Origin of the sequence: Schaedlerella arabinosiphila (genome assembly GCF_003885045.1) — a bacterium.
GTDB classification, from domain to species: Bacteria; Bacillota; Clostridia; order Lachnospirales; family Lachnospiraceae; genus Schaedlerella; species Schaedlerella arabinosiphila.
This window is the reverse complement of record NZ_RHJS01000002.1, coordinates 5,844,401-5,870,835: the sequence shown is the minus strand read 5'-3', so window position 1 is coordinate 5,870,835 and position 26,435 is coordinate 5,844,401. Positions and strand designations below refer to the sequence as shown.

Below are 26,435 nucleotides of genomic sequence, written 5' to 3'. Positions count from 1 at the left end.
TTCTGCGTTTTCTGCCTCACTTTCTACAATCTATTTCACCATCTCAACATAGACTTTTTTAATCGGCTCATATTTTATAATTATTTAAATTCATTTAGTACTTAATATTCCGAAATATTAAGTGAACATGTATCCGTTTATCCATTGTTCGTAATTGCATCTATCACTTTGCTGATACTTGCCTCCAAAGCCTTCTCACCCCATCCAAGATTCCAATCGTCTCCGGAACCGGAATCCGATATTACATAGATTCCGGCTGCACGGCAAGAGCGGAATTTTGCTACCGAAAACAGACCTGCGCCTTCCATTTCAACGCAAAGCACACCCTTGTCCTCATAATATTTTGCACTCCAATATGGCTGAACATACCCAGCGTCGGTAGTCCGATGACAGCCCCTGCGGTATGCAATCCCTTTTGCGTCCATTTCCCTGCAGAGCAAATCGGTGAGTTCCTTTGTTGATCGGACAATCTCTCCATTACAGCCGTACAAGCCTGCAACAGCCGTATCATGGAATGCTCCGTCAGTGATCACCACGTCTCCGATCTTTGTTCCCGGATATCCTCCCGCAAATCCTACATGAATCAGCTCTTTCGCTCCTGCGGCGATCAGATCTTCAGCCTGAGCTGCGATTCCCGGCGAACACATCTCCCCCTTTACAAATCCGACCGAGTTGTCATGATCCATAACATACACCCCGCCGCCCACATGATAGGTAAGTGTTCCTGCATTTTTTTCAAGCATCGTGTCGTACAGGCTGTCTGCGAGAAGGTATAACCTCTTTGGAAAAACCGTTCTCAATTCGTCTAAATCAATCCCTTGTAATTCCATTTCACGTCTTACAAGCTGAGACGGTGCATTAAATTCCTTGGGATCAATCGGGAAATTTTTTCTGCACATGATCGCATATGCCAGCACTTTATCATTTCCTAGCGGATATTCCTCATATCCCTTTGTAATATACCCGCGATTGTGATAAAATTTCCCTGCGGGAAGCGAAGATTCCAACCATGCAGCACCATGTCCCTTTATGATTTCAGCTTCAAGAAAATCCATAATAAGCGTACCAATCCCCTGCCTTTGGAACTGAGGTGATACGAATACGCGCATAATATGATTCCCGTCCAACGTACCTGTTCCAATCACTTCCTGTTGAAAGATAACCACATATACTTTTCCTGCAGAAATATCGTTTGCGATGTTTTCTTTACTGTGAAGTTCCAGAAAGAACTCGACCGCCTTATCCGAATAATACTTTGTGTATATAGCCTTAATCGTCATATGAATCAATTCATATATATCCGAAAGCCTGTCCATGTTTGCCTGAATAACCAGAGGTTCATATGCCTGTTTTTGTCCCATATCCATTTCTCCTACTAATTTTTTCTAAGTATACACGAAATGATCAGATTTTTCAATTTCCCGGACTACTCTTGCACTAATGAAAGAATAATAAAAATTTTGAACAAAAAGTATTGACTTCCACGTAACGTGATACTGTATTCTTTTCTCATAGGAGCAGAATAGATATAAGCCGGCAGTCACTGCCCTTCTTCTTCACAAATTTAAGGAGCTGATAAGAATGCGCACTATAAGCCAGGTTGCTGAACTAACAGGCATAAGCACCCGCACATTACAATATTATGACGAGATTGGACTATTAAAACCAAGTGAATTGACCAGGTCCGGTTATCGTCTATATGATGATGAAGCCTTGCAAAAGCTGCAGCAAATTCTGTTTTTTAAGGAATTGGGCTTTAAGCTGAAAGAGATTCAAGAAATTCTGCAAAAACCAGACTTTGATAGGATTAAGGCTTTCAAAAAGCAAAAAGAGATGCTTTTGCTGAAACGCAATCGGACAGACAGACTTATACAGCTTCTCAGCCGCTTAGAGAAAGGAGAACAATGTATGAGTTTTAAAGAATTTGACCTGTCTGATTACATTACCGCATTAGAGGATTTTAAAGACAACAGCACCGATGACGTTATCAAGCACTGGGGAAGCATTGAAAATTTTGATATGTTTATTCGGAAAATCAAAGATGACGAATCCGAGGTAGCGAAACTCGCCATCCAGCAATTCGGCAGTATTGAAAAATACACTGAAACCATGAAATACAATTTAGAGCATTTCTCTGAATTTATGAAAACACAATTAACGGAAGACGTGAAAGAAATTGGAAAACAGTCTGATATACTGTATGGCAGACTAACCGCCGATTTGTCAGAAGATGTTTCTTCCCCGAAAATACAATCTATTGTATATGAACTATTGCAGTTTATACAGAAAAACAGCACCAGCGTATTCCTCGATAAGCCCTGTATCAATGTTCTCATCGACACATATTCAAGCGATTATATAAAAAATATGACTGATGGCAAATATGGAAAAGGGGCTTCTGATTATATCGTAAAGGCGTTCCGTTATTATTCGGAGAATAACGCTTACGAAAACAATTAGCACCATTTTAGAGCCAAACGGTATAAAACAACGCCGGAAACACCCATTTTATCGGTATTTCCGGCGTTTTGTCCGTCATTCGAACTCGACAACTACTAATCAATTTTATTTATTATTCATTGTCGTGTTTATAGTTGTTTTGATTATTTGATTTCTCCATATTATCCAGCCTATATGGGCTCATGATATCAATTTGTTATCGGCATTGATAACAATTTCAATGTCTATTTATGTAAAAATATGGATAATTAAAAACAACAGACAATCCACTTTCAATTATGTACTTTATGATTTGGATCTAGTCTAATAATTTTATAATAACCAGCTTCTAATACCACATGTATTCTAAAAGTCTCAGTCACTCCATAATGATAAACCTGCATACCATTATAACAATCATTCGCATACGGCTTTCTTGCATATAAATTATCCACTTGTTGTACTGTCATACGAGATACTTTATCCAAAAATCCTTGAAATTCTTTAATATTTTTCATACTCATTTCTTTAAAAGTATATCCTTTTTCAAGCGGATATTTAAAACTCAATTCAAACGGCACATCTCTTTGGTTAGTTAATATTTTTGCCATAATTGTTATTCCGGGAAATTATTCGCCTACATAAATAGACTTGTAGTACATTTTCATTGCCTCCGGCGAAATAACTACAGTACACCTTTCGTTTTCAGCATAACCGCGTCTAGCTTCAATCCAAGGCAATTCTCGATGTGTAAGCGCCTCCAATGCATTTCCTGTTTTATCTCCGTAAGTCTCCCATATATCCTCCAATAAGCTAACATCTTCTTTGCTAATATTACATTTATATGTTCCACTTATCTTAATAGTATCATATCCAAACTGTTTAAATCTGTCATATAACGCTGGCGAAACTGGTCCATGTACCCAAGCCTGAAAATCCGATTTAATTAGTCTTTTTTCTTTTAGAGCATAGCACCACGCTTGCGCATAATAACACAATTTTTGTAATTTTTTTTGTGTCATATCTCCTTTATTTAAAAACCAATTAGCAATATCAAAAATAGAGTACTTTCCTACATCCCCCAACTTCTCAATTTCGTTGTAAGAATCCACAATAACAACTCTATCATCATTATTAGGAATTGCAGAGGTAACCGTAGTATAATAATTGGTACTGCCAGTACTTATTGAATCATTATACTTGAAATTCATCACTTTTTTCATAATACACCTCCTCATTTTCCAAATCGTTTACTTCTAAAACCTTTATTTCTTTATCTTCATGGCGCCACCCCTCAAATGTCGCTCTATTTTGGACAACATGCTGCCCATTAGTATCCTGCCCATGAATACACTCGCCTTCAGTAACAAAATAGTCTGCTCCCCCTTTCAAGCTCTCAACTAAACATCTCCTTACTGCGTAAGCGCCATTTATTTCAGCTAGATTAAAAGCTTTATTAAATTGTAATTCATTATTAATATCATCATAAATCGCCTTTATAATACTATATTGCACATCTGTTGGTTTTGACACTTTTAACCCCAAATCATTCTCTGCTTCACGTCTGTTAATAGTATAATCATGACTTCCCGATTCACTACATAAAAAGGCAATGATTTTTTTTGTTATTTCTTTATTCGTAACTTGATTTTGCAATAGTTTTTCTGCTAACATTTGAATCTGAGCTCTTGACCTATATACCTGTCCCAAAACCAACGGGTGAACATAATCGCTCAATTTAATTAAAATGTTAGATAATGCAACATCATCCTTTATTGCTAACTCTTCTTTTGCAAACTCCAAATATCCTTTTACAGCTTCAACACTAACCGGAAAAGTATTTCCCATTCCGTTGGGTATCGAAGGATTCAATGCAGTATTAATACTCGGATCAATAGGACTTAATGTCGCCTGCTTTGTCATAATAATTTCATTAGCACCAAGGCTTATTATAGTCCCTGCACTATGTGCTTTATGAGGAACAATTACCTGCAATTCGTCACAATACATCCGCAACAAATTTACTATATTCCATGCCGCTGCTGTATCGCCTCCACGTGTATATAAGTATAAAGATATTTTTTTAGAAATTCCTATTTTATCTAAGTGACCAATAAAAAAATCAATTACGTCAGGAGCAATCTGTGCACCCATATTATTTCTATCACTTGTAATATAAACAAGCACTTTACTATTGTATTCCTTTTCTAATTTTCTATACAATTCTAACCGCTCTTGGTACATATTACATCCTTTCATCAATATAATCGAATTTAGGTATTTTCAAAACTTCAAAACCCGCATAATAAGGGAATCTTTTTATTAAAAATTAGAACAACTCCTCACTGATTTATGGTACAATTGAAATTCCCAGTAACAATTAACCATATCCACCAGTAAAGGAGTTGTAACTCATATGATACCATACAAACAGCTTTCTTTAGCAGATATTTCTCTGATTGCCAAAATAAATTTAATCACGATAAATATCCCTTCCTGGAGCTCCTCGAAAATACCGTCAACCTGGATGAAATTATTCCAGCGCCTTTTATTTCCCATTTTTATGGTGCAAAGATAAAAATTATGTGCGAAGTTTGAGTTATCAATTTGTTATCAAAAGTCATTTCCAAAGCCCGTGAAAAGACATAAACACTGGATTTGCACAATCTTTCACTTTATTCAAATTCTATGGTCGAAGGCGGCTTCGGCGACATGTCATAGCATACCCGATTCACATTCTCCACCTCTTCCAGAATCCTGTCCGTGATCTTCTGCAGCACGTCCCAGTCGATCCGTTCGATGGTTGCGCTCATGGCGTCTATTGTGTTGATGGCGCGGATGATCACCATGTATTCAAAGCATCTGGCATTGTTTTTGACACCCACTGACTTGAAATCCGGTACTACGGTAAAGTACTGCCATACCTTTTTATCCAGGCCGGCATTGGCAAATTCTTCCCGAAGGATGGCGTCGGATTCCCGCACCGCCTCCAGCCGGTCCCTGGTGATTGCGCCCAGGCAGCGCACGCCGAGTCCCGGGCCGGGGAATGGCTGGCGGTAAACCATGGAAGCTGGAAGCCCTAATTCGATACCGCAGGCACGTACTTCGTCTTTGAAGAGCTGCTTTAACGGCTCCACAAGTTCAAACTGCAGGTCTTCCGGGAGGCCGCCTACGTTGTGATGGGATTTTACCATTTTCGCGGTCTTGGTCCCGCTTTCGATGATATCCGGATAAATGGTTCCCTGTCCTAAGAAATCAATCCCTTCCAGCTTTCTGGCTTCTTCTTCAAACACACGGATAAATTCGCTGCCGATGATCTTGCGCTTTTCTTCCGGATCGGAGATGCCTTCCAGCTTTCCTAAAAAGCGCTCCGTGCCGTCCACGTAAACCAGGTTTGCATGAAGCTGGTCGCGGAAAACCTCAATCACACTTTCGGATTCATTTTTTCTCATCAGGCCATGATTGACATGGACACATGTAAGCTGCTTTCCGATGGCGCGTATCAGCATGGCTGCGACCACAGAGGAATCTACGCCGCCGGACAGGGCCAGAAGCACTTTTCTGTCGCCTACCTGCCTGCGGATCTGTTCTACCTGGTCTTCAATAAAGTTTTTCATATTCCAGTTTGCCTGCGCCTGGCAGGTGTCGAATACAAACTCCCGCAAAACCGCGTCCTCCGGCAATGCATCCAGCTTTCTGTCACATTTTGCCGTAGGGTGGTCAATGGCCATCATCGGGCAGCCGCAATCATAAAGTTCCGGGCTGATCTCAACGGCAGCGCCGTCCACGATCCGGTTTTCTCCGCCGTTTAGTACGATCCCTCTCACATTCTCCAGCTTTTTCAGTTCTTCCAGAGAAATGTCATGGGGATGAATCTCACTGTATACGCCCATCTCGCGGATCTTGCGGGCAACCTCCGTATTTACCGTACTGCCCAGGTCCAAAATGACAATCATATCCTGCTTCATAGGTTCTCTCCTTCTTCTGTATTTTATTTTCAGTAATGTAATTCAGTGTACTACATTTTCTGGCTGATTTCAAGCGCCGCTGTATGCCGGCTGTTTTTGCGCATGTGAACTGTAACATGTGAATAAAATGACTGCGGACAGCAGCAATCGTACTTTTCACAATCCTCGGATTTACTTCCGCAGTATTTTATCCATTGCTTTTCCTTTTGCCAGCTCATCGATGAGTTTGTCCAGATATCGGATTTCCCGCATAAGCGGCTCCTCAATGTCTTCCACTCTGACTCCGCAGACTACGCCCTTGATGAGATGCCTGTTTTCATTCAATTCCGGGGCATTTCGAAAAAAATCTCCGTATGATGTTGGTTTTTCAAGCATGTCCTCGATCTCTGCCTGACTGTATCCGGTAAGCCATCGGATGATCTCGTCTGCCTCTTCTTTTGTCCTCCCTTTTCTCAGGGCTTTATTGACAAGAAGCTGATATATTTTTGAAAAATCCATCCCGTATACTTTATTATTTTCCATTCTGTTTTTCCTCACATAAACTACCGTCTGACAGCAAGCCGCCCGTCCCTGTGTCCGGTCATCCTGCTTTTTTTGTAAATAAAATTATGAAGCGTTTCTGTTTACTCTTTGGTGCAATCGGGCTCTTCCTCTTTGTCTCCTTCATAGCACCATCTGGCAATGTCCGCGATCAGTTCCAACGGGTGCGGCTTTTCATAAGGAAGCTGGATCGTCCCTTTACTGGTCTTATAGTCCTTGAGCTGTTCGCGGAATTTCTCCACAGCTTCGGGCCCCGGATAAAGTCCGACGTGCTTTTTGGCCGCCGCAAACTGGATGATATTATACTTTTTCCAGAATGTCGGCATACTCCACGAAATGCGTTCTTCCGCTTCCGGCAGCGCCCCCCGGATGGCATCCCTTATTTCCCGCAGATAGGGCTGCGCATTTTCCGTCTGTCCTTCGATATATTCGTCAATGGTTTCCGGCGGTTTGCCGCAGTAATGACCCTGGTTCTGATTTTTGAAACTGCGTCCGCATTTTGGACATGTCCACATATTTGTGCTCCTCCTGTTCCATAGTGTTCTGTAGCTGCTGCTCCCGGGATTTGCCTTGAAAACATCACTCCCGTTCTTTTACCGTCACCTGTACAGTGTCCCCCGGCTGCTTGCCGATCCGGGCGCGGATATCCTTCCGGATACCGATGATATAGCAAATGCTGCCGTCTGCATTTTTGACTCCCATATTTACAATGCTGCCGTCATATGGCTCTCCGTCAAAGGTGGCATGCACCTTCACTCTTCCTTTTCCAAACTCCTCCCGGATATCATATGGAAAAGTCACGTATGCGCCTCCCTTATTTTCCGCACTGTAAATCTGAGACGCGTATTCATAAATCTTATCGTTCATTTACTGCACCTCTATGCTGCTTTTCTGCTATTTGATTTCTTTCATTATATATTCTTCTATTATTCCGTATCATAATCTTTCTCATTCCAACTGTCAAGTGAAATGCATCCCGCCGAAGGCTACTTAAAACAAGCAGGATACTGTTACTGGAGCACCCAAAGGGTGTGAACAGTAACGGGCATCTGGCAAACTGCGTCTAAATCATCATGAAAAGGTTGTAAAAATCACAAAAACCCTTTATAATACTTTTTATAGAGCATCGCCTGCTCTCCGTCTGCAGGCAGCTATTTTCCACGTTTGTTCCCGATTATTTTCCAACAACAAACAGCCGGATTTTTTTGTTCCTGAATAACTCCAGCCATAGAAAGGACTGTTTGCTTCATGAATTATTATCAGACGAGATTCTCTGAAAAATTAAAAGAAGCCTTAAAAGCGGTTGCGCCGATCATCGGGATCGTACTGCTTTTGAGTTTTACCATTGCACCCATTCCACCGAGCATCCTGCTCCTGTTTTTATTCGGGGCGGTGCTGCTGATCGTCGGTATGATGTTTTTTACGCTGGGTGCGGAACTGTCGATGACCCCCATGGGGGAAAAGGTGGGAACGAAAATGGCCAAGACCATGCACCTCGGAACGATCCTTTTCCTCTGCTTCCTGCTGGGTTTTGTCATCACCATTTCTGAGCCTGACCTGCAGGTGCTGGCTGAACAGGTTCCCTCCATCCCCAATTATACGCTGATCCTGGCAGTCGCCTGCGGCGTGGGTTTTTTCCTGGTGGTGGCAATGCTGCGTATGCTGTTTTCCAAATCCCTTTCCACACTGCTGATCTTCTTTTACGCCATCGTGGCAGTCCTGACGCTGTTTGTCCCGAAAGACTTTACTGCAGTGGCGTTTGACTCCGGCGGGGTAACCACCGGGCCTATGACGGTTCCGTTTATCATGGCGCTGGGTATCGGTTTTGCCGCAGTCCGAAGCGATAAGCATGCAGAGGATGACAGTTTCGGTCTGATCTCCCTGTGTTCCATCGGACCTATCCTCGCGGTGCTCCTTCTTGGACTGCTGTATCATCCCGGGGATACCGGATATGTGCCCACGCCTTTGCCGAACATCCAGGATTCGGTCGAGCTGTGGAAGCATTTTGCAGAAAGTTTCCCGGAATATATCAAAGAGATCGCCATTTCGCTGCTTCCGATTGTTGCTTTCTTCGGTGCATTTCAGATTATTTCCCTGAAGCTGAAGAAAAAAACGCTGTATAAAATATTGATTGGAATCGCAGATACATATATCGGCCTGGTGCTGTTTCTGACCGGCGCAAACGTAGGATTCATGCCAGCCGGAAATTACCTGGGGCAGATGATCGCAGAGCTTCCGTTCTGCTTCGTGCTGATTCCCATAGGTATGGTGATCGGTTTCTTTATCGTAAAAGCGGAGCCTGCGGTCTACGTGCTGATGGACCAGGTGGAGGAGATCACTTCCGGCGCAATTCCCGGAAAGGCCATGGGGCTGAGCCTGTCGCTGGGCGTCGCCGCGTCCGTGGGAATCGCCATGATCCGGGTGCTGACCGGGATATCAATCCTGTGGTTTATCGTACCGGGGTATGTGATCGCGATCTGTTTGTCCTTTTTTGTACCGAAAATATTTACCGCCATTGCGTTCGACTCCGGCGGGGTTGCTTCCGGCCCCATGACCGCCACCTTCCTGCTGCCCTTTGCCATGGGCGCATGCCAGGCCATCGGCGGCAACATCGTCCGGGACGCCTTCGGGATCGTAGCCATGGTCGCCATGACGCCCCTGATCGCCATCCAGATCTTAGGCGCCGTCTACCAGTACAAGTCCAGAACCGCAGAAGCCGGAGCAGCCGTCAGCGCCGCCTACCTAGACACCTGGGGCGACGATGATATTATCGAGCTTTAAGAACAGCAGCAATCAGAAAAGGCAGGACGGGCATGTTAACTTGACAAGGACTGGGTTTTCTGATTGATATTGGGCGCACGCCCATAAACCTCAGTCAGGAGCTGCGACAGCAGCGCATAGGCTGCGCAGCAGACGGGGCTGAGGTCTGCTGTTCTGGTTTTCAGCAGCAATCAGAAAAGGCTGGACGGGCAAGTTTACTTTACAAGGACTGGATTTTCTGATTGGTATTGGGCGCATGCCCGCAGACCTCAGACGGAAAGGAGTCTTTCATGAATGAACTTTATGTGATGGGAATGATCACCAACCGGGGAATCCGCAATAAGATGATCCCGTTTTTTAAGGAAAACCATATCCATGTCACCCTCTCCACCATGGGCGTGGGCACCGCAAACAGCGCCATTCTCGATTATCTGGGAATGGAGGCCACGGAAAAGACTATTTATTTTGCGTTTGTCACAATGGAGACATGGAAATCATTTAAAAAAGAGCTATACAGTAAGATGAAGATCGATATTGCCGGAAGGGGAATCGCATTTCTCATTCCCATGAGCAGTATCGGAGGAAAAAAAGCGCTGCAGTATATCACCATGGAGCAGGAAGTTGTCGTTGAGGAGGAAAGCACATTGAAAGACACGGAATATGAACTTCTGATCACCATTGCAAACGGCGGACATATCGAGACGGTCATGGATGCCGCCAGAAGCGCCCACGCGCCGGGGGGCACGGTCATCCATGCGAAGGGAACCGGCATGGAGCATGCCAAACGGTTCCTGGGGATCTCCCTTGCGGAAGAAAAGGAAATGATTTTTATTGTGGTGCGCTCGAAGCATAAAAACGAGATCATGCGCGCCATCATGGAACAGGCCGGAACCGGAAGTCCCGCCGGGGGGATCATTTTTTCCCTGCCGGTGACGGCTACCGCTGGGCTGCGGATGCTGGAGGAAGAGGACTAATCCCTGCCCTCCAGCCTGCTGCACAGTTGTTTTTTATCTGATTATGTTGCTCACGTCTATTCGGCCTTTTGAAACCTTCTATACACAAATGACAGCGCCAGCCCTGCCGCCGCAAATGCCATCGCGATGAGAAACGCGTTTCCATAATCCCCGGTCTGCTGAAATACCCGGCTCACGATCATAGGGCCCAGCAGCCCGGCGATATTGAAACCGATGAACATGATGCCGTAATTGACGCTGGAATTTTTTCTTCCAAACTGTCCGGCGGTAAAGCTGGGATACACACCCATAAAAGAACCGAAGCAGACTCCGATCAGGCAGATGCCCACATAAAACAATGCCGCGGAACCATTTCCGCTGATGTAGAGGATGCCCATCGCGGCAATCGCAATGACAAATACCCCGGTCAGCGTCTGGATACAGCCAATCCGGTCGGAAACCATTCCTGCCAGTATCCGTCCGAATGTATTGAACAGCGCCAGGATCGAGACTACAATTGCCGCTGCCGCCGGAGTCATTCCGATCATGCTCTGGGCAATATTAGACGCCTGGGAAATGGCCATCATGCCGAGGACTGCCCCGAAAAACAGCATAACGAGCATTACATAGAACACCGGGGCCGCCAGCATTTCCTTCCAATCCATGTCTGCCGCAGTGTTTTGCGCGCCGCTTTCTTCTTTTTTTGCAGGCGGCGTCCAGCCATCCGGCACAAATCCGTCCGGACATTTGACAATCATTTGGGAAAATACGCCTACCACCAGGATGATCGCCGCACCCATGGTCATGAATGCCCGGTTGACTCCAAGGCTGTCGATCAGCGCATTGGCAATCGGCGGGATGATCACGGAGGAAATTCCGTACGATGCGGTGGCGATCCCTCCTACCAGCCCGGCCTTGTCAGGGAAAAATTTTACGGAATTGCTGATGGTGCATCCGTATGCCAGCCCCATAGCCAGCCCGCTGAATAGCCCGTATCCAACGACAAGCATGGCCGTATCTGCGGCGAATCCGCAGATCACATACCCCAGTCCAAACAGGACTCCTCCCCAGAAAATGACCCATTTGGGGCCGATTTTCTGATTCAGAAATCCGCCGCCGATCATGGTAATGAAGCCCAGCCCGTTTCCCACGGAAAATACAATGGCCAGGTCTGCTGCCGTCAGCTCAGTTCCTGATATATCTGAAAGGTACGCCGCCATCGGTCCCGCAAATACGCTCCATGCATACAGCGCGCCGATGCACAGATTGATCACGCAGCTTGCCAGCAGAACCAGCCAGCGTCTTTTTGTATAATTGATGCCGGAATGGGTTTCTTTGTGCTTTTCCATAAGTCTTTATCCCCCTGTTTTCTTTTTTGATGCAATGCAGGCTCTGTACCTGTACTTCCGTACAGGGCAAATAGCGCAGCAGATGTGGTTTTATATTGTGTATATTATAGGAAATTTTCTGCCGGAAATCATTGTGCCCAAGCCTGATTTCCTGTTTTTATGCGGTTTGTTTTTGTATGATCGCACAATTCCTGATTTTTAACAGGCTGGGCCCCCTCACTGAATTGGCCGGACGCCGTGCAGCAGGGTGCACGACGCCGTGTGAACAGTAACCATGGTGTGAACGAATTGCGCTCAGTAATGACCTTGCAGTGGACGAATCCTTCAAAATGTATTATCATAAAAGAAACTTGCTGATATATAAATGGGCTGCAGGAAATACAGAAAGGAAGAAAATCATGGAGCGACACACATTTGCAATGAAAGTAAAAACAGGACAGATGGATGAATACCGCAAAAGGCTGGGAGAAATCTGGCCGGAGCTGACCTCATTTCTGGATCGGAACCAGGTGAGGAATTTCAGCATCTGGAATGCGGAGGATTTGATTTTCGGGTATTACGAGACTGACGGCGTCAGGGCGCTTTCCCCGGAAGAGGAAGCGGTCAAAGGCAGACTCACCGGAACAATGGAAGATACCTTTGACTGGATCTCTGTCCCGGGCGAAGCGATGCGGCTGATGTACCATGACTTCGGCATTGTGCGGAAAAGTAAGGAGCTGATCCGGCACCGGATGTTCATGACCAGGCTGAAACCGGGATGCGAGGAGGAGTACAAGAAAAGGCACGACGGATTGATTGAAAAACGCGGCGGTACGGTGACCCAGGGGCCGGACAGTAATTTCAGCATCTGGTGCGCGGGCGGCTATATCTTCGGATATGACGAGATCGATACGACTATGGAGAAGGAGCCTACCGAGGCGGACAGGGCATTTACCGTGGAATGGGAAACGCGCCAGCTTGAGATCATGGACTGGATCACCAACGATGTGGACTGGCTCACGGGAGAGCATCATGCGGCAAGCGTACGGCTGGCGTGGCATGCGTAGAGCGAATTGTAACTACATATAAGAAACCTGGAAAAATAACCTGCGCCGATTGCACCGGATATTTTTCTGCAGTTCCTGAGATGTCCGGCAGATCTGTTTTAATCAGGCTGCCGGATATTTTTTTCATCTAAACGGCTGCCATCCAAAGATTATCCTGCCGTACAGGCGGAATTTTTTCGGTATTCCCCTGGACTGCACCCCAGACATCTGTGGAAGGTTTCTGTAAAATAACTGCCGCCGGAAAATCCGACCTCATAGCAGATCTCCGTAACTGTCAGATTTGTAGACAGAAGCAGCTCCGCACCCTTGCGCAGGCGGTAATCGGTGAGGTAGGCATTTGGTGTCTGGTTGACAAAGCGCCGGAAAATGGCGCAGCAGCTTGTTTTTCCGACACCTCCGGCACGGGCGATATCGGAAAGGCTGATCTTCTCCCGGTAGTGCTCCTGTATAAACGCGACCATTTCTTTCAGTGCGGACAGGTGGTGGTTGCGGATCGGAGGCGCATCCTCGCATACCTTCCTGTTTTGGTAGAGCCGGCTCCAGATATCGCTGATCAGGCTTTGTATCTTCAATTCCGCCGTATTTTCCGGGAGAACCCCATATATTTTTTGGACATCCTCCAGAATCTGCGCTTCCCATCCGATGCCCTGATCCAGAAAATGCCAGGGCAGGCTGCTGTCAGACAGAATGGGGGCGACAAATTTCTGCTCCAGATACCGGGAGGCACAGAGCAGCATGGGGTGGAATATCACACAGATAAAAATGCATTCGCTCCGGTCATCTGAGTAACCATAATGAAGCTGCCGGGCGTTGACAAAGATGCCGTTTCCCGCGTCAAGCCGGGTGGCCTCTCCGTTCACATTGTAAATCATATGTCCGGAAAGGATGGCGATCAGCTCAACATCGTCATGCCAGTGGCTGACGGCTGTGTAGTTGGGATAGGTTGACAAAACGTCCCGCCTAACATAGACGGGATAATCGTCCGTATTATATTGTACCTTTTCGGAATTATCCGGATTGATCCATACTCTTGTGTCCATTGTACTGTCCTTTAAGGGTTCGTATTTTTTCTGTATTGGATGGCTGCGTGGGAAAGCATCCCTTTGCAAGTAAACTTGCACGGTCTGTTTTTTCATATTGCTGCCGTTCGGAACTGCTTCGCGAAATATAGTTATAACATTTCGAACGTTTTGTGGTTGAATACATGTCCCTTTTAAAATAATATAGTATTGAAAATATGCTTCCTTGTCAAGTGCACGTCGTGGGAATAACAGCAGCATACATAAAAATATGAACAGAAAGGAATTTATGGATATGAAAATGGACAACAGATACCGCAGAGATCATGAAATGGCATACTTTTCGGATGAAAACGTGATGGCAGAACAGCTTGTTGTGAAGAAAGCGATCCGCGAATACAATACTGTAATGCCTTTTGAGGTGGAGAAGGGGATGCAGTGTCTTGACCGAACCGGAATGAAGCACGGGAAGAATGTGTATTTCGAGCCGCCCTTCCACTGCGAGTACGGCAGCCACATTGAGCTGGGGGAAAATTTTTATGCAAACACAGGCTGTATCATGCTGGATGTAGCAAAGATCACGATCGGGAAAAATGTACTGTTCGGGCCCAATGTCTCCATCTATACGGCGGGGCATCCAATCCACCCGGAAAGCAGAAATTCCGGCTACGAATACGGTATCTCCGTGACCCTCGGAGACAACGTTTGGATCGGCGGAAGCTGCGTTATCCTTCCGGGTGTCAAAATCGGGAATAATGTGGTGATCGGGGCTGGCAGCGTGGTGACAAAAGACATTCCGGACAATGTGTGCGCGGCAGGCAATCCCTGCAGGGTGATCCGGGAAATCACAGAGGCGGACAGGCCATTTTACTACAAAGACCGCAGATTTGACGAGGAAGTCTGGGGAATCATAAACGGGAAATAAGCGTTGGCTCAATGCTCATGTACGGCAAAGAAGCAAGCAACCGAAAACAAGAGACAGACCGCCAGCACCACACTATTCCGAACCAAAGAAATCAATGCCGACTACTACGGAATCCCTCTCATTCCTTCTTTTTTGATGTTAAAGAACACGCTATATTGATTGACAATCACAGAGCTATTCCAGTATATTTAATAAAACAGACGAAACCGCAGATATACAGGTGAATAGACATGAAAAATATACACAGCATTGAATTTTATACTGGAAGCAAGGAAGAATTGCTTCCCGATTTTGAAAAGGATTTTCCCTATATCGCTTCGAGAGCGGAGCTTGACAAGTATATAGGGCGTTATGTTCCGTGGCACTGGCATAAAACGGTGGAACTATTTTACATGGAAAGCGGCAGCATTGAATATGATACGCCGGGAGGAAAGCTATTGTTTCCTGCCGGAAGCGGCGGCATGGTAAATTCCAACGTACTCCATATGACAAAAGCAATGTCACAGCGGGAAAAGAATATACAACTACTTCATATTTTTGATGTTTCCCTACTTGCCGGAGAACAGGGAAACAGGATTGAGCAAAAGTATATCGCCCCTGTTATAACTGCCCCGCAGATTGAACTAATTCCTTTTTTTCCGGGCAATGCAGCAGAAGAAAATATTTTGAAACTTATTCTTAAAGCATTTCATTTTTCCGGTGATGAATTTGGGTATGAAATAAGACTTCGGGAAATCCTAACGGAAATATGGCTAATGCTTTTTGAACTATCCCGCCCTATGCGTGAAAAGGCGGGAGAACATAACAAGAGCAACGATAAAATAAAGTTGATGATGATATACATTCACGAGCATTATAAGGAGAAAATTTCTATCCCGGAGCTTGCAGCGGCAGCATATCTAAGCGAAAGGGAATGTTACAGAGTGTTCCATGACTGTCTGCACATGACTCCCGTAGACTATATAAAGGCTTACCGTCTGCAAGCCGCCTGTCAGATGTTGGCTAAGGGGCAGGAACCTGTTACAGTTATCAGCCATGACTGCGGTTTGGGGAGCAGCAGTTATTTTGGAAAAGTTTTTCGGGAGTACGCACATTGCTCACCAACAGAATATCGGAAGAAATGGCAGAATAGTGATAGATAAAGGCAGAAATGAAATATTTTTCCTACACTTCCTGCATTATAATGATACCTGTAAAGTAAATCAGCAATTTACAGGAGGTGGGTTCAAGGTGGTAAAAATGAACATTCTGAACATGAAAAATTTTTTAGATACGGTCAATGCCTGTACCGGCAAAGTAAATATGCTCTGCCCGGACGGTAAAAAACGAAATATCAATGGGGAAGAAAGGGTACAGGACAGTTTGTGGCGGCAGTACCGCCAAAGCAAAAACTGCCTGCGGCTTGTTTTAGAAATTCCTAATCCAACGGACTATATGAGCATTGTTTCATACTATGCCGGGGATTGTTGATTTGTCTGTAAATATTTCATCATAAAGGGGCTGGACGGTTTATCTGCCAGCCCCGCTCTTTTGAAAGGAGTTAAAATGGAACTAAACATTCAGACCGTGGAAATGGCATTAACGGAAGCGGCGCAGTCTAATCCGGGGGCATGGGCAGACCATTCCCGGTATGTAGCCAAAGCCTGTAAAAATATTGCGTCACACTGTAAAGATTTATCTTCTGAACAGGCGTATCTTTTCGGGCTGTTACATGATATTGGACGTTATGCCGGAGTGAGTTCGGAAAGGCATTTGATAGACGGCTATCGTTACTGTATGGAGCGTGGGTGGGGAAAAGCTGCACAGATATGTATATCCCATGCATTTATGATACAGGATATTGATACTTCTATCGGAGAGTTTGATGTCAGTGATGAGGATTACCTGTTTATGAAAGATTTTGTTGCAAATGCGGTATATGATGATTATGACCGTCTGGTACAGCTATGTGACGCATTGGCTATGCCTACGGGGTTCTGCCTTTTGGAAAAGAGATTCGTAGATGTGACAATACGGTACGGCATCCACCCGGCGACAATAGACAGGTGGAAAAAAATTTTAGAGATTAAAGAACTGTTTGAAGAACAGATTGGCTGCTCTGTTTATACTCTGCTTCCGGGCGTTGTGGAAAACAGTTTTCGTTAGGGAGGGATATTGTGTATTACGAAGCAAGCGATTTTTTAGAAACTGCGGACAGCGTTACTTTAGAGCAGATTGCCCGCACAAGGGAATTAACACGGGAATATTATTTCTCTGATTATGGAGATATGGAAAAACGCACTTCTATTCTTCGGGAGCTGTTAGGTGGAATAGGGGAAAATGTGGCAATCGACACACCTTTTCATTGTGACTATGGGAAAAATATTTTTTTGGGAAATGATGTGATAATCAATATGAATTGTACCTTTGTGGATAACAAAACTATCCGAATTGGTGACAGAGTTTTGATTGCTTCAAATGTGCAGATTTATACATCTTCACACCCTGTTTTACCAGTGGAAAGGCTTGTGCCGGATTGGAGGGAACGCCAGACAACATTTTTTAGAACCTATGCACGTCCGATAGAGATAGAAAATAATGTCTGGATTGGCGGCGGCTGTATTCTTCTGCCGGGAGTCACCATAGGAGAAAACAGCGTAATAGGGGCTGGAAGTGTTGTAAACCGCCCTATCCCGGCTAATTGTATTGCAGTAGGGAATCCATGCAGGGTGATACGTCATTTTGATACAGACAAAGAAAGGCGGCTACATGAAATATAAGCATATCGTTTTTGACATTGACGGTACTCTGATTGATACGGAATATGCTGTCTTACATTCCTTACAGGAAACCATAAGGGCATTGTCGGGGAGAGAGATACCATGCTCTGAACTAAAATTTGCGTTAGGGATTACCGGGATAGACGCTTTGAAAAAACTTGAGATAAAAGACATTTCCTATGCGACAGAATTTTGGGATAAAAATATGTGTAAATATGCAGATACTATTAAAGTATTTGACGGAATAACCGGACTATTGAAAAATCTTCTAAGTCTGGATTATAAAATGGGAATTGTCACCTCAAAGACAAGGGAAGAATTTACACATGATTTTTGCCAGTTTGGTATCAGCCATTATTTTAAAACAATCATATGTGCGGACGATACACAGGAACATAAACCCAATGCCGCACCGCTTTTGAAATATGTGGAATTATCAAAAACAGAACATAGGAAAGTGCTTTATATCGGAGATAGCAAATATGACAGTATAAGTGCGGAAAATGCTGGAATTGATTTTGCTTTGGCAGTATGGGGCAGCCATAATAAGCACATACGGGCAGATTATTTTTTGGAAAGACCTGCCGACTTGTTATCTTTTATAGCTTGAATAACAGTTCCTATTGTGGTGGAAAGTGGGAATTGTCAGTGACTTCTTCGGAAGCATACAAAGAACATATCGAATACACATTTAACGCTTTTTACAGAATTGTTATACACTATGCAGCAATCAACGCATGGCGTGACAGGGATAAGCGGCGGCAAAGGGAAATATCTTTTGAATACCTCACAGAAGAAAAAGCGGTTGAGAAAGCCATAGCCGCCCTTGCCGATATAATACCGCTGGAAGCCATACAGCCGCCCCACTCCCCGGCACTTACTTTTCCGGGATTGGAAATCAGATTACACCAACGCCGGGTACTGAAAGACGGGGCAGACATTCCTCTCACACGTTTAGAGTACGGCACACTCTGCTACCTTGCCGCCAGTCCGGGGCAGGTATTTACAAAGGCGCAAATCTTTGAATCCGTGTGGAGCATGGAAAGCGAAAGCTGCCAGTCAAACGTGGCAAATGTGATATGCAATCTACGGAAAAAGATAGAGCCGGACAGTGGCAAGCCCACTTACATAAAGACCGTTTTAGGTGTGGGCTACAAGTTCGCTTCCGGGGAATGATAACAGAATAACCGCCGCCCATCAGCGGCAGCCAAAGACAGGAAATCAAGAAAAGGTTTCCTGTTTTTTTGCGCCCGAAACAAAGCTGGATTTTACGCCGCAGTAAAATAATTTAAAAACTTTCGGAAAACATTGCCAAAATTTCCTTTTTTCCCGTAGTAGGTAGTAAGGGGAAAAATAATTTCCAGGAAGTTTCGTTTTTTGAAACCGTCCGTATATCACTACAAAACGTAAGCGATGCAAAAGAAACCGTATTGTAAAAAATGATCTGCTATGGTAATACTTCCATAACAGATCATTTCATCTTTTTCTGAATTCTACAGTATTCCGGGAGTTCCCTGGACCATGGCAGATATGGATCCAAAATACTTGGATCATTTTGATACTGGTAATCAATTTCCGGCATCTTTTCCAACAGATAAGACAGATATCGGAATACATCCAATTGATTCAATTTCGATGATTCTACCAGTGAATAGACAATCCCACTGGCTCTCGCCCCTTCCGGTGTGTCCGCAAACAGCCAGGATTTACGGCCGGTTGCAAAGGGACGTATACAGGCTTCGCACTCATTATTCGAAATCGGAAGCCTTCCATCCTCCATGAAGGTATTCAGATATTTTTTCTGGTTCCGGCTGTATTGCAGCGCCTTTTTCAAAGATTCGTTGGCAGTATATTTTTCGCTCGTTTCTTCTACCCATGACCAAAAAGCCTCAAGTACCGGCTGGCTCAGTTCTTTGCGTTTCTCCAGCCGCTCCTGCGGTTCTAGGCCCTGAATCTTTTTTTCGATTTTAAAAAGCTGGTCGCACCATTCTCGCGCCTCCGCTCCTTTGCTCCCCTTTAGCTCCTTTCCCGCAGAGTCCAGCGGGATGCTCTCTATATAGTAGCGACGCAGATGCGACCAGCACAGAGCCCGGCTGACTCCTTCTACTTTTTCGTAGCTGTCGCAGGCATCTGTTACCAGATATCCAGCAAATCCGGTATACAGCCGTTTTGCTTCTGCTCCGGAACGGGTCCTTGCATAGTGGAAGAGCACTGCGCGGATCTTTTCAAAGCTTCCGGTCCGCACCACCCACATGAAGGATTCGCTGCTGGCCTTCTTTCCCGGTTCCTTGTTGCATTGGATCCGGGTTTCGTCACCCATCAATACGGAGCAGGTCTCCATGATGACCTGGTGCATCCTCAGGAAGATCGGCTCCAGCCATTCCTGACTGCATCGGATCACCCAATGCGACATGGTGGAACGGTAGATACTAAGCCCAATGCGGTACCAGTCCCGCTCCTGCCTTGCCAGGGGGATTCCCATATCATATTTCTGGTATAGGATCCCTGCAACCAGGGATGGACTTGCGATCGAATGTGGGAGCAAACCTTTGGGGACTCTGGCCGCTACGAATGTGGGGGACAGCTTCTCACTGTCTTGGCTGCCGCATTTTGTACATTTTTTTATCTCCTGCACATACTGTTTTACTTTCAGCTTCGCTGGTTCATATACCACTTCGGTCCGTACTACTTTTTCTCCTACTTTTGTCAGTTGTGCACCGCATACAGGGCAGGTTTCTTCTTCACTTACTACGCAGCGTTCGATCTCTGTTTCAAGAGAAGAGAGCATTTCTGAGCGCACACCTGCCTGACGTACTTTCCGTGTATGCTCCGGTACTGTGATCTCTTTCTGTTGTTTTGCCAGTTCCTGCAGGAGCTGCTCCTGCTCCGGAAACAGGTTCAGCTGTCCTGTAACCTGGGTGGCCTCACTGGATGGGCCATACATCTTTTTACGCGCATGCAAAACTGCCTGGGTCAGGTTCTCGATCTGGATACGTTGTCTTTCGATCTGTGCATCCCGTTCTCCCAGCATCTTTTTCAGAGATTCCACCTGTTCCCGCAGTCTGGTTACTTCTTCCTGTTGTGCTGCTGTCTGCATGGCTCTTCCTCCCTCCCCGCATTTCCTTCATTTTAACATCTTTTTATGAAAAAATCAGCATTCCAGGCTTTTTTTTGACCTGAAAAATGCTGATTTTTTAAGGATAATCCGTGGGTTATCCGTCATTTTTTCTGCTCAGAAGCAGGTATCCTCCGGCTGTATCTTTACCGGCTTATGCGCATATTTCTGTTCAATAGACAGCCCCTCCAGGAGCCAGCGTACCTGCTGCGCAGTGATGTCTTTGATATCGTCAGGTGTCCTGGGCCATTGGAAACGCATGTCCGGCAGGAGCTTCTTTGTTGCCAGGAGGAATCCGTTTCCACCTTCAAAACGGAGTGCTTTCAGACAATCTCGTTTTTTATTGCAGAACAAAAATACACAGACCGGGGAATAGGGATCCAAATGGTATTTCAAAGTAACGAGGGCTGCGAGCCCCTCAATCTGTTTTCGAAAATCCGTCGCACCACAGGCGAGGAAGATATGTTCCGCCCCCTGGGTGATCATGCTCAGCATAGGGACTGCAGGAGCCGCAGTACTCCTGAAACCTGTCCCATATCTGCGTTTTTGTGGATGCCCACATGAAATTCGTGGTATCGGACCTCTAGGGAAAGGGATTCCGGTATCGTTGGCAATTCCTGGTGGAAGAGCGGGAGCTCTATGAAAGGCTGTTCTGCAACAGGAAAGGATTCTGGTTCGGTGTCCATCCTCCGGATCTTTTTCTCCCAGTATTTATAGGTATCATATTTGAAGTTGTTCTTCTCACACCACTTACGAACGGAGAGACCACTTTGGAGCCGCTGGCTAAAGATCATCCTCCATTCCTCATGGCTGTAATGTACATTCACTGACTGATTCCTCCTTCTGCTCTTTTAGAAGCAGTATAGCAGGGAAAGAGAGATTATGCACTACGGTAGGTTTTGAATCGCTTACCTACAAAACGGAACTGATTTCAACCCCAAAAAGGCTTCCTGTTTTCCGTTTTTGTCAAATGCTGTTGTGAAAACACGAAAAGAAATTCCGGGGAACTTTGCCAGATTTGCCTTGCCGTGCGTAGTAAGTAATAGAGGGAGAAACACCGCCGCAAAATTGGCAAAATCCACGCCACGCAAGCCGAGGGTATCAGCAAAAGCCCACACAGAGGAAGCCGCCACTTTCTTAGAGCAAGATTCTACCACAGTACCAAATTTCGCCTACCGGCTCATTTTGTCCTATGGGAATCTTGTTGGGGTTGCCACCCCAAGCCCGCCTTTTTGCGGCTTGCGCCGCTTGAAAAAATCCACCCACGAAAGGAGGTTCACAGCCATGAAAAAATACAACACGCCCCACCGCCACCGGGTAATCAAGACACGCTTGATAAAAATGGGCGGCTTGTTATCCGTGACGATTACCGCATTTCCTCTCTGAATTGCGGTGATGAAGATTTTGCCATAGCGTGTATGCGTTCCAATCTGAAATACGGCAAGAACCAAAAGCAGGAGGACGTAAAGAGCCACCACTATATTATCAGTTTTGACCCCCGTGACGCACCCGACAACGGCTTGACCGTAGACCGGGCGCATATCGGACGAGCGTTTCACGGAATTGTCGGCAGACTACGAAGCCGAGCAAAAGGAACTGAAAGAGAAAGCCGCCGCCTTACAGAGCGAGCTTTCTAAGACGCTGGAAGCCACGGCAAACGCTGAAAAGTTTATGAAAGTGGTACGCAAGTACACCAGCTTTGAGGAACTCACCCCTACCCTGTTGCGGGAGTTTGTGGAGAAAATCGTAATCCACGAATCGGAAGCCCTTGACGAGAAACGCCGGGGGAAGCTCCGCAGACAGGAAATCGAAATCTATTACTCTTTTGTCGGCAAGGTAGAATTGCCCGACTAAAGCCCGACCCGTCCGGCAGTCAGCCGGACAGGGAACGGCAAAATTTTTTACACTTCTTTTACTTCTTTATCTCACATGAGCAAAAAGAGAGGGCCTGTCGGGAAATACGCCATAATCACAATCTATTGCGGAATCTTCCATAGCTTGCGATTTATTGTGCAAATGCGTTTAATTTCCCGGAGGCCCTTCTGCCTTCCCTCTATGTCTGCTTTTGATTTCTCCTCCCGTGTTTCATGATCCAATCCTGCGCCTTGCTCTGCCCTGTTTTTTCCCATTGTGAAATAATCAAATCTGCTTTTTCCGGAGCCTCTTTATACAGGTCATTGAGATTATTCCCAACACTTTTCTGTACAAATTTTTCCGGTGCGTCTTTTAAGTTTGTAAGAATGGCTGTATACCGCTCAAACTCCTCCAACGCGACAAATAATTTTTTCGACCAGGGCAGCCGGATTCTGACGCCCTCACTCGCAAGCCGTCTGACATGGACGTTTTCATCAAGGCTCCAGCCGATCAACTCATCCATCACTTCTTTGGGATGTTCCCGCAGCAGCGGACGGACAGCGAACTCTCCGGTAAATCTTTTCGTCAGTTCTTTCAAAAAGGAAAGAGATAAACGCCAATTCTCATTTCCATGATGTTCCACATATCTGCCGACAGGCCATAGCCACCAGCCCAAATTGAACATGCCCTCTGGCTTCTCCAATTCCGGCCCAAGCATATTGAAAAATGCCTCTATATTTTTTGTGTAATCATCGGCCATGCTTTTTTGCATGGCGTCTACAATAAAATCAAGCCTTGCAAAAAGTTCCTTGTCATCCAGCCTGCCGACCAGGGAGCCGGAAAATTTTTTTTCATCGAAGTCCGGCATGACTGAATGTAGTTTCCGAGAAAGTTCAAAAATGTAATCGTCGTTATAATAGTCTTTATGCTTCATAATTGCTTTCTCCTTTAAAATAGTGCTTTTGCGCAGTGAAGATTCCGACAATATTAAACCTCTTTTTCACCGGATAACGCCCTTTCTCTTTCTAAAAAGTTCTCCGCCATTTCCCTGGATTCAAAAATAATGACCTTCTTTTCCGGGTACTCTCCGAGAAGTTTCTGAAGCTCAGGGCGGTATTCAGAGCGAAAGCTTTTTACAAACTCCAAAAACTCTTCATCCCATTCGTCCTCGATCCAGGGCATATCACAGCGCGGTTTGCCGAAACGTGACTCAACTCCCTGCAGACAGACGTCCTCCGGATAGTCCAGCCAGAATACGGTATCGCACTGTGCCAGCCGCGCCGCCAGCGTCCTTGCGTAGTTTCCGTCGATGATCCATTGATCCTGCTCCAGGATCTGGCTCAGCTTTTCGTCAAATTCTTCCGCAGGGCAGGTGGTTTTATCGGGCCTGTGGAAGATCATGTCCAGGTAAAACAGCGGCAATCCTGTGATGCTCTGCAGGCTCCTGCAAAATGTTGATTTTCCTGCTCCCGGGGAACCGATTACGATTACTTTTTTCATTGCTTTTCTCCTTGATTTCTGTAAGACAGTATACTCGAAAGGCGCACCATTATGGACATTCGGCCTTTTCACAGGGGGATACTCAAGTCATCCTACTGACAATTTCCTGGTATACGGAGCTTCCGTCGAGGGTCGTTCCAAACGTGTCCACCCAGGCCGGAATGTATCCGCACCGGGATGCGACCATCTGGGAGCCGATGTTTGTTACAGATGCGGAATAAAACGGCAGGATATTTCTGTCTGTCAGCTCCTTTGTCAGACGCCTGACCATCCATGTTCCCAGCCTGGCATTCCTGTAGCCTTCCAGCACATCCACGCCGACCTCCCACATACCTTCCACGGAGGAAGCCGCGGCGCCTGCCGCACCGACCACCTTCCCCCGGTCCTTTATGATGCAGACCGCCCGGGTGGGCGTAGAGCCGTCAGCCGCAAATTCCAGGGAATTTCCAAATCCGGTCAGACCCCGCAGCGATAAAACTTCCTTTTCAAAAAGAAATCCCCATTCAAGGCCCATAGATGCAGCGGCAGTGTTCACAGGGCTCAGATCCCGCGGTGTCATGGTGGTATCCGCAGGGCTCAGATCTGGAATATAATGTATAGTCTGTCCATATACATAGGGAAGTTCGAATATTTCATCCCTGCTCTTTCCTTTTAAAATTCCTCGGATTTTTTCGTGCAGCTCCTCTGAAGTACAGACCACGACACAATGCCTGTATGCCAGGATCTTGATAAATGGGCGTTTTGTGTCTGCGCGGATCGAAAATATGGTCTCCCTGCTATTCAGTTCTTCCGAGGTACAGGCATATTCCTTCGAAAGCAATGCTTCTATTTTTGTATTCATTTTTCGTGCCCTCTGAATTTTTCTCTTATATGTTGTATTATATTGATGAACATACCATCTGTCAATTTTGGGGGATGCTTTTTCTCGGAAGTGTAATGGCTACTTTTCATGGGCCGCGAAAAATTGTTTACTTTCTCCACGGTATCTGCTATACTGACTTTGTGAATACATATCGGATATGCCGCTCGGGCAGTCCGGCAGTTCTGGCGTCTCGCCGTATTTCACAGTAACTGAAACTTATTGATTCCCGCGAAAGCTTTAACTTTTCTTCTACCTAAGAAAGGATTTGTATTTTATGACAGAAAACATGGTTGTACTCGACAACAGCAAACTGTGGGACGGCATCCTCAAAGCGATTGTGGACGCCATGCCGGAACAGCTATTTCCGCTCTTCAGAGAAGTTTATGGAAAATCTTATCCAAAAGGAACTCCGATCACGCTGCTTGCCACGGAATCCTCCACCTACCGGGACGATCCGAACGCGCCGCCCGGCTCCCGCCTGTCCGATATTGCGCTTTTGGTAAACGGCACAGACTATTATCATCTGGAATGTCAGATGCGCAATGATAAGGAGATGGTCATCCGCATGATCGCATATGATCTGCATTTCGCTATGCAGTATACGACTCGCGAGGATAAAACGAACGATCGGCTTACCATGCATTTTCCTCATTCTGCCGTCATTTATCCTGCCAAGAATGAACATCTTCCGGAATTTCTGAGCTGTCGCATCATCTTCCAGGACGGCAGCGAACATATTTACCGGATTCCTACCGTCAGAATACAAGCCTATTCCCTGGAAGAAATCCACCAAAAGCACCTGACTCTTTTTCTCCCTTATGTGCTGCTCCGCCTGCGCCCCAGGTTAAACTCGAAACGGAAATTTCCGCTGACGAGAAATGAATTGACAGACTTTATCCGCAAGGTTATATTAATATTAGAAGATGAAGTGAAACAGGGATATCTGACTGACAGGGAATTTGATGATTATATCAGTCTCATCCGCCATGCCGCTGAAAAAATATTTGAAAAACATGCCCACTTTCGAAAGGAGGTAGATCGTGTGACGAAACCATTGATTGAACTTCCAAGTGTCCGTGAAAAACGTCTGCTTGCTGAGAAGGATGCAGTTATAGCTGATAAGAATGCGGCAATCGCCGATAAGGACGCTAAACTTGCTGATAAAGACGCCAAGCTTGCTGATAAAGACGCTGAAATTGCCCGCATGCAGGCGTTATTGGAGAAATATCATATTCCGGTAACGTCATAACCATTTCCAAAAACCTGTCTCTGACAGCTTTTCTTGATTCCATGGAATTTCAGAAGGGGTGTCGGGAAATCGCTGAATTTCCGCAATACATATCGCA

At 45.6% G+C, this 26,435-nt stretch carries 29 protein-coding genes and 3 pseudogenes; 15 read left to right on the top strand and 17 right to left on the bottom strand.

Translation table 11 applies throughout. From position 1 onward, the window contains the following. Positions 1-137 precede the first annotated feature (137 nt). Complete coding sequence (locus EBB54_RS27600) at positions 138-1,361, bottom strand: GNAT family N-acetyltransferase (protein WP_162307224.1); 1,224 nt, start codon at positions 1,359-1,361, stop codon at positions 138-140. A gap of 220 nt (positions 1,362-1,581) precedes the next feature. Between EBB54_RS27600 and EBB54_RS27595 the strand changes: the two genes are divergently transcribed. Then, positions 1,582-2,460: a MerR family transcriptional regulator gene (locus EBB54_RS27595; protein ID WP_125129854.1), complete on the top strand. Its 879-nt coding sequence runs from the start codon at positions 1,582-1,584 to the stop codon at positions 2,458-2,460. Between the two features lie 272 nt (positions 2,461-2,732). Here the strand turns inward: EBB54_RS27595 and EBB54_RS27590 are convergent, their stop codons facing one another. From EBB54_RS27590 to EBB54_RS27580, 3 genes are read right to left on the bottom strand one after another with little or no spacing between them, the layout of a single operon-like run. Further along, positions 2,733-3,050: an MAG6450 family protein gene (locus EBB54_RS27590; RefSeq protein WP_125129852.1), complete on the bottom strand. Its 318-nt coding sequence runs from the start codon at positions 3,048-3,050 to the stop codon at positions 2,733-2,735. An 18-nt stretch (positions 3,051-3,068) separates the two neighbouring features. Beyond that, on the bottom strand, positions 3,069-3,662 hold the full coding sequence (locus tag EBB54_RS27585) for a Panacea domain-containing protein (RefSeq protein WP_205128771.1): 594 nt from the start codon (positions 3,660-3,662) through the stop codon (positions 3,069-3,071). Further along, a complete protein-coding gene (locus EBB54_RS27580; protein ID WP_243127841.1) occupies positions 3,634-4,662 on the bottom strand; it encodes an SDH family Clp fold serine proteinase in 1,029 nt (342 codons plus the stop codon). The genes EBB54_RS27585 and EBB54_RS27580 overlap by 29 nt, the downstream gene beginning before the upstream one ends. A 193-nt stretch (positions 4,663-4,855) precedes the next feature. Between EBB54_RS27580 and EBB54_RS31505 the strand changes: the two are divergent. After that, positions 4,856-5,010, top strand: a pseudogene (locus EBB54_RS31505) (ISNCY family transposase); the annotation flags it as partial. Between the two features lie 104 nt (positions 5,011-5,114). Here the strand turns inward: EBB54_RS31505 and guaA are convergent. The 4 genes from guaA to EBB54_RS27560 all read right to left on the bottom strand — a co-directional run bounded on the left by guaA (position 5,115) and on the right by EBB54_RS27560 (position 7,814). After that, positions 5,115-6,407: a glutamine-hydrolyzing GMP synthase gene (gene guaA / locus EBB54_RS27575; protein WP_125129848.1), complete on the bottom strand. Its 1,293-nt coding sequence runs from the start codon at positions 6,405-6,407 to the stop codon at positions 5,115-5,117. A gap of 171 nt (positions 6,408-6,578) precedes the next feature. After that, positions 6,579-6,929 carry a DUF2200 domain-containing protein gene (locus tag EBB54_RS27570; protein WP_125129846.1) on the bottom strand — a complete coding sequence of 117 codons (351 nt, stop codon included), beginning with the start codon at positions 6,927-6,929 and terminating at the stop codon, positions 6,579-6,581. A gap of 101 nt (positions 6,930-7,030) precedes the next feature. Next, entirely contained in the window at positions 7,031-7,462 is a 432-nt protein-coding gene (locus EBB54_RS27565) for an iron chaperone (RefSeq protein ID WP_125129844.1), read from the bottom strand. A 64-nt stretch (positions 7,463-7,526) separates the two neighbouring features. Next, positions 7,527-7,814 carry a DUF1905 domain-containing protein gene (locus EBB54_RS27560; RefSeq protein WP_004080059.1) on the bottom strand — a complete coding sequence of 96 codons (288 nt, stop codon included), beginning with the start codon at positions 7,812-7,814 and terminating at the stop codon, positions 7,527-7,529. A gap of 381 nt (positions 7,815-8,195) precedes the next feature. Between EBB54_RS27560 and EBB54_RS27555 the strand changes: the two genes are divergently transcribed. Together EBB54_RS27555 and EBB54_RS27550 are read left to right on the top strand one after the other, a co-directional pair. Further along, on the top strand, positions 8,196-9,728 hold the full coding sequence (locus tag EBB54_RS27555; protein ID WP_125129842.1) for a DUF1538 domain-containing protein: 1,533 nt from the start codon (positions 8,196-8,198) through the stop codon (positions 9,726-9,728). A 269-nt stretch (positions 9,729-9,997) separates the two neighbouring features. Continuing rightward, positions 9,998-10,681, top strand: coding sequence for a P-II family nitrogen regulator (locus EBB54_RS27550; RefSeq protein WP_125129840.1), 684 nt, complete (start codon positions 9,998-10,000; stop codon positions 10,679-10,681). 56 nt (positions 10,682-10,737) lie between these two features. Here the strand turns inward: EBB54_RS27550 and EBB54_RS27545 are convergent, their stop codons facing one another. Continuing rightward, the gene (locus EBB54_RS27545) at positions 10,738-12,009 is read right to left on the bottom strand and encodes an L-lactate MFS transporter (protein WP_125129838.1); all 1,272 of its coding nucleotides are present in this window, start codon (positions 12,007-12,009) and stop codon (positions 10,738-10,740) included. A gap of 398 nt (positions 12,010-12,407) precedes the next feature. Here EBB54_RS27545 and EBB54_RS27540 point away from each other — a divergent pair, with 398 nt between their 5' ends. Continuing rightward, positions 12,408-13,055, top strand: coding sequence for an L-rhamnose mutarotase (locus EBB54_RS27540; RefSeq protein ID WP_125129836.1), 648 nt, complete (start codon positions 12,408-12,410; stop codon positions 13,053-13,055). 149 nt (positions 13,056-13,204) lie between these two features. On the opposite strand, the gene EBB54_RS27535 is transcribed toward EBB54_RS27540, so the two are convergent. Continuing rightward, a complete protein-coding gene (locus EBB54_RS27535; protein ID WP_162307223.1) occupies positions 13,205-14,095 on the bottom strand; it encodes an AraC family transcriptional regulator in 891 nt (296 codons plus the stop codon). A 250-nt stretch (positions 14,096-14,345) separates the two neighbouring features. On the opposite strand from EBB54_RS27535, the gene EBB54_RS27530 reads away from it, so the two are divergent. The 7 genes from EBB54_RS27530 to EBB54_RS27500 all read left to right on the top strand — a co-directional run bounded on the left by EBB54_RS27530 (position 14,346) and on the right by EBB54_RS27500 (position 18,934). After that, positions 14,346-14,999 carry a sugar O-acetyltransferase gene (locus EBB54_RS27530; RefSeq protein ID WP_243127840.1) on the top strand — a complete coding sequence of 218 codons (654 nt, stop codon included), beginning with the start codon at positions 14,346-14,348 and terminating at the stop codon, positions 14,997-14,999. A 230-nt stretch (positions 15,000-15,229) separates the two neighbouring features. Beyond that, positions 15,230-16,141 carry an AraC family transcriptional regulator gene (locus tag EBB54_RS27525; RefSeq protein WP_125129829.1) on the top strand — a complete coding sequence of 304 codons (912 nt, stop codon included), beginning with the start codon at positions 15,230-15,232 and terminating at the stop codon, positions 16,139-16,141. A 97-nt stretch (positions 16,142-16,238) separates the two neighbouring features. Further along, on the top strand, positions 16,239-16,469 hold the full coding sequence (locus EBB54_RS27520) for a ribonuclease HII (RefSeq protein ID WP_125131087.1): 231 nt from the start codon (positions 16,239-16,241) through the stop codon (positions 16,467-16,469). Between the two features lie 75 nt (positions 16,470-16,544). Beyond that, on the top strand, positions 16,545-17,144 hold the full coding sequence (locus tag EBB54_RS27515; RefSeq protein ID WP_125129827.1) for an HDOD domain-containing protein: 600 nt from the start codon (positions 16,545-16,547) through the stop codon (positions 17,142-17,144). An 11-nt stretch (positions 17,145-17,155) separates the two neighbouring features. Further along, positions 17,156-17,758 (top strand): sugar O-acetyltransferase, encoded by a 603-nt coding sequence (locus EBB54_RS27510; protein ID WP_125129825.1) that lies wholly within the window; start codon positions 17,156-17,158, stop codon positions 17,756-17,758. After that, positions 17,748-18,368, top strand: coding sequence for an HAD family hydrolase (locus tag EBB54_RS27505; RefSeq protein WP_125129823.1), 621 nt, complete (start codon positions 17,748-17,750; stop codon positions 18,366-18,368). The genes EBB54_RS27510 and EBB54_RS27505 overlap by 11 nt, the downstream gene beginning before the upstream one ends. A 38-nt stretch (positions 18,369-18,406) precedes the next feature. Beyond that, positions 18,407-18,934, top strand: coding sequence for a winged helix-turn-helix domain-containing protein (locus tag EBB54_RS27500; protein ID WP_243127838.1), 528 nt, complete (start codon positions 18,407-18,409; stop codon positions 18,932-18,934). Positions 18,935-19,229: 295 nt separating this feature from the next. Here EBB54_RS27500 and tnpC read toward each other — a convergent pair whose 3' ends face one another. The 4 genes from tnpC to EBB54_RS30840 all read right to left on the bottom strand — a co-directional run bounded on the left by tnpC (position 19,230) and on the right by EBB54_RS30840 (position 22,030). Then, complete coding sequence (tnpC, locus tag EBB54_RS27495) at positions 19,230-20,855, bottom strand: IS66 family transposase (protein WP_243127744.1); 1,626 nt, start codon at positions 20,853-20,855, stop codon at positions 19,230-19,232. Positions 20,856-20,990: 135 nt separating this feature from the next. Next, positions 20,991-21,368: an IS66 family insertion sequence element accessory protein TnpB gene (gene tnpB / locus EBB54_RS27490; protein ID WP_125128754.1), complete on the bottom strand. Its 378-nt coding sequence runs from the start codon at positions 21,366-21,368 to the stop codon at positions 20,991-20,993. After that, positions 21,362-21,700 (bottom strand): IS66 family insertion sequence element accessory protein TnpA, encoded by a 339-nt coding sequence (gene tnpA / locus EBB54_RS27485; protein WP_125126868.1) that lies wholly within the window; start codon positions 21,698-21,700, stop codon positions 21,362-21,364. Before tnpA ends, tnpB begins: the two co-directional genes overlap by 7 nt. Before the next feature lie 81 nt (positions 21,701-21,781). Continuing rightward, a complete protein-coding gene (locus EBB54_RS30840) occupies positions 21,782-22,030 on the bottom strand; it encodes a hypothetical protein (RefSeq protein WP_125129822.1) in 249 nt (82 codons plus the stop codon). Between the two features lie 198 nt (positions 22,031-22,228). On the opposite strand from EBB54_RS30840, the pseudogene EBB54_RS27475 reads away from it, so the two are divergent. Both EBB54_RS27475 and EBB54_RS27470 read left to right on the top strand, forming a co-directional pair. After that, a pseudogene (locus tag EBB54_RS27475) lies at positions 22,229-22,429 on the top strand (relaxase/mobilization nuclease domain-containing protein); the annotation flags it as partial. Next, a pseudogene (locus EBB54_RS27470) lies at positions 22,404-22,727 on the top strand (DUF4368 domain-containing protein); the annotation flags it as partial. The pseudogenes EBB54_RS27475 and EBB54_RS27470, both read left to right, overlap by 26 nt. Positions 22,728-22,926: 199 nt before the next feature. Here EBB54_RS27470 and EBB54_RS27465 read toward each other — a convergent pair. From EBB54_RS27465 to EBB54_RS27455, 3 genes are all read right to left on the bottom strand, one after another. Then, positions 22,927-23,661 carry a DNA alkylation repair protein gene (locus tag EBB54_RS27465; protein WP_125129820.1) on the bottom strand — a complete coding sequence of 245 codons (735 nt, stop codon included), beginning with the start codon at positions 23,659-23,661 and terminating at the stop codon, positions 22,927-22,929. Between the two features lie 53 nt (positions 23,662-23,714). After that, complete coding sequence (locus EBB54_RS27460; RefSeq protein WP_125129819.1) at positions 23,715-24,227, bottom strand: P-loop NTPase family protein; 513 nt, start codon at positions 24,225-24,227, stop codon at positions 23,715-23,717. A gap of 82 nt (positions 24,228-24,309) precedes the next feature. Further along, positions 24,310-25,068, bottom strand: coding sequence for a GNAT family N-acetyltransferase (locus EBB54_RS27455; protein WP_125129818.1), 759 nt, complete (start codon positions 25,066-25,068; stop codon positions 24,310-24,312). A gap of 295 nt (positions 25,069-25,363) precedes the next feature. On the opposite strand from EBB54_RS27455, the gene EBB54_RS27450 reads away from it, so the two are divergent. Beyond that, entirely contained in the window at positions 25,364-26,338 is a 975-nt protein-coding gene (locus EBB54_RS27450; RefSeq protein WP_125129817.1) for a hypothetical protein, read from the top strand. Positions 26,339-26,435 lie beyond the last annotated feature (97 nt).

Bases quoted from the DNA above. Each gene is read 5' to 3' on its own strand.
- EBB54_RS27530 (WP_243127840.1), top strand. From the start codon at position 14,346: ATGAACAGAAAGGAATTTATGGATATGAAAATGGACAACAGATACCGC.
- EBB54_RS27585 (WP_205128771.1), bottom strand. From the start codon at position 3,662: ATGAAAAAAGTGATGAATTTCAAGTATAATGATTCAATAAGTACTGGC.
- EBB54_RS27590 (WP_125129852.1), bottom strand. From the start codon at position 3,050: ATGGCAAAAATATTAACTAACCAAAGAGATGTGCCGTTTGAATTGAGT.
- EBB54_RS27600 (WP_162307224.1), bottom strand. From the start codon at position 1,361: ATGGGACAAAAACAGGCATATGAACCTCTGGTTATTCAGGCAAACATG.
- EBB54_RS27565 (WP_125129844.1), bottom strand. From the start codon at position 7,462: ATGTGGACATGTCCAAAATGCGGACGCAGTTTCAAAAATCAGAACCAG.
- EBB54_RS27465 (WP_125129820.1), bottom strand. From the start codon at position 23,661: ATGAAGCATAAAGACTATTATAACGACGATTACATTTTTGAACTTTCT.
- EBB54_RS27560 (WP_004080059.1), bottom strand. From the start codon at position 7,814: ATGAACGATAAGATTTATGAATACGCGTCTCAGATTTACAGTGCGGAA.
- tnpB (WP_125128754.1), bottom strand. From the start codon at position 21,368: ATGCTGAGCATGATCACCCAGGGGGCGGAACATATCTTCCTCGCCTGT.
- EBB54_RS27545 (WP_125129838.1), bottom strand. From the start codon at position 12,009: ATGGAAAAGCACAAAGAAACCCATTCCGGCATCAATTATACAAAAAGA.
- EBB54_RS27505 (WP_125129823.1), top strand. From the start codon at position 17,748: ATGAAATATAAGCATATCGTTTTTGACATTGACGGTACTCTGATTGAT.
- EBB54_RS27515 (WP_125129827.1), top strand. From the start codon at position 16,545: ATGGAACTAAACATTCAGACCGTGGAAATGGCATTAACGGAAGCGGCG.
- EBB54_RS27595 (WP_125129854.1), top strand. From the start codon at position 1,582: ATGCGCACTATAAGCCAGGTTGCTGAACTAACAGGCATAAGCACCCGC.
- EBB54_RS27525 (WP_125129829.1), top strand. From the start codon at position 15,230: ATGAAAAATATACACAGCATTGAATTTTATACTGGAAGCAAGGAAGAA.
- EBB54_RS27550 (WP_125129840.1), top strand. From the start codon at position 9,998: ATGAATGAACTTTATGTGATGGGAATGATCACCAACCGGGGAATCCGC.
- EBB54_RS27450 (WP_125129817.1), top strand. From the start codon at position 25,364: ATGACAGAAAACATGGTTGTACTCGACAACAGCAAACTGTGGGACGGC.
- EBB54_RS27535 (WP_162307223.1), bottom strand. From the start codon at position 14,095: ATGGACACAAGAGTATGGATCAATCCGGATAATTCCGAAAAGGTACAA.
- EBB54_RS27540 (WP_125129836.1), top strand. From the start codon at position 12,408: ATGGAGCGACACACATTTGCAATGAAAGTAAAAACAGGACAGATGGAT.
- EBB54_RS27455 (WP_125129818.1), bottom strand. From the start codon at position 25,068: ATGAATACAAAAATAGAAGCATTGCTTTCGAAGGAATATGCCTGTACC.
- EBB54_RS27520 (WP_125131087.1), top strand. From the start codon at position 16,239: ATGAACATTCTGAACATGAAAAATTTTTTAGATACGGTCAATGCCTGT.
- EBB54_RS27570 (WP_125129846.1), bottom strand. From the start codon at position 6,929: ATGGAAAATAATAAAGTATACGGGATGGATTTTTCAAAAATATATCAG.
- tnpC (WP_243127744.1), bottom strand. From the start codon at position 20,855: ATGCAGACAGCAGCACAACAGGAAGAAGTAACCAGACTGCGGGAACAG.
- guaA (WP_125129848.1), bottom strand. From the start codon at position 6,407: ATGAAGCAGGATATGATTGTCATTTTGGACCTGGGCAGTACGGTAAAT.
- EBB54_RS27460 (WP_125129819.1), bottom strand. From the start codon at position 24,227: ATGAAAAAAGTAATCGTAATCGGTTCCCCGGGAGCAGGAAAATCAACA.
- EBB54_RS27555 (WP_125129842.1), top strand. From the start codon at position 8,196: ATGAATTATTATCAGACGAGATTCTCTGAAAAATTAAAAGAAGCCTTA.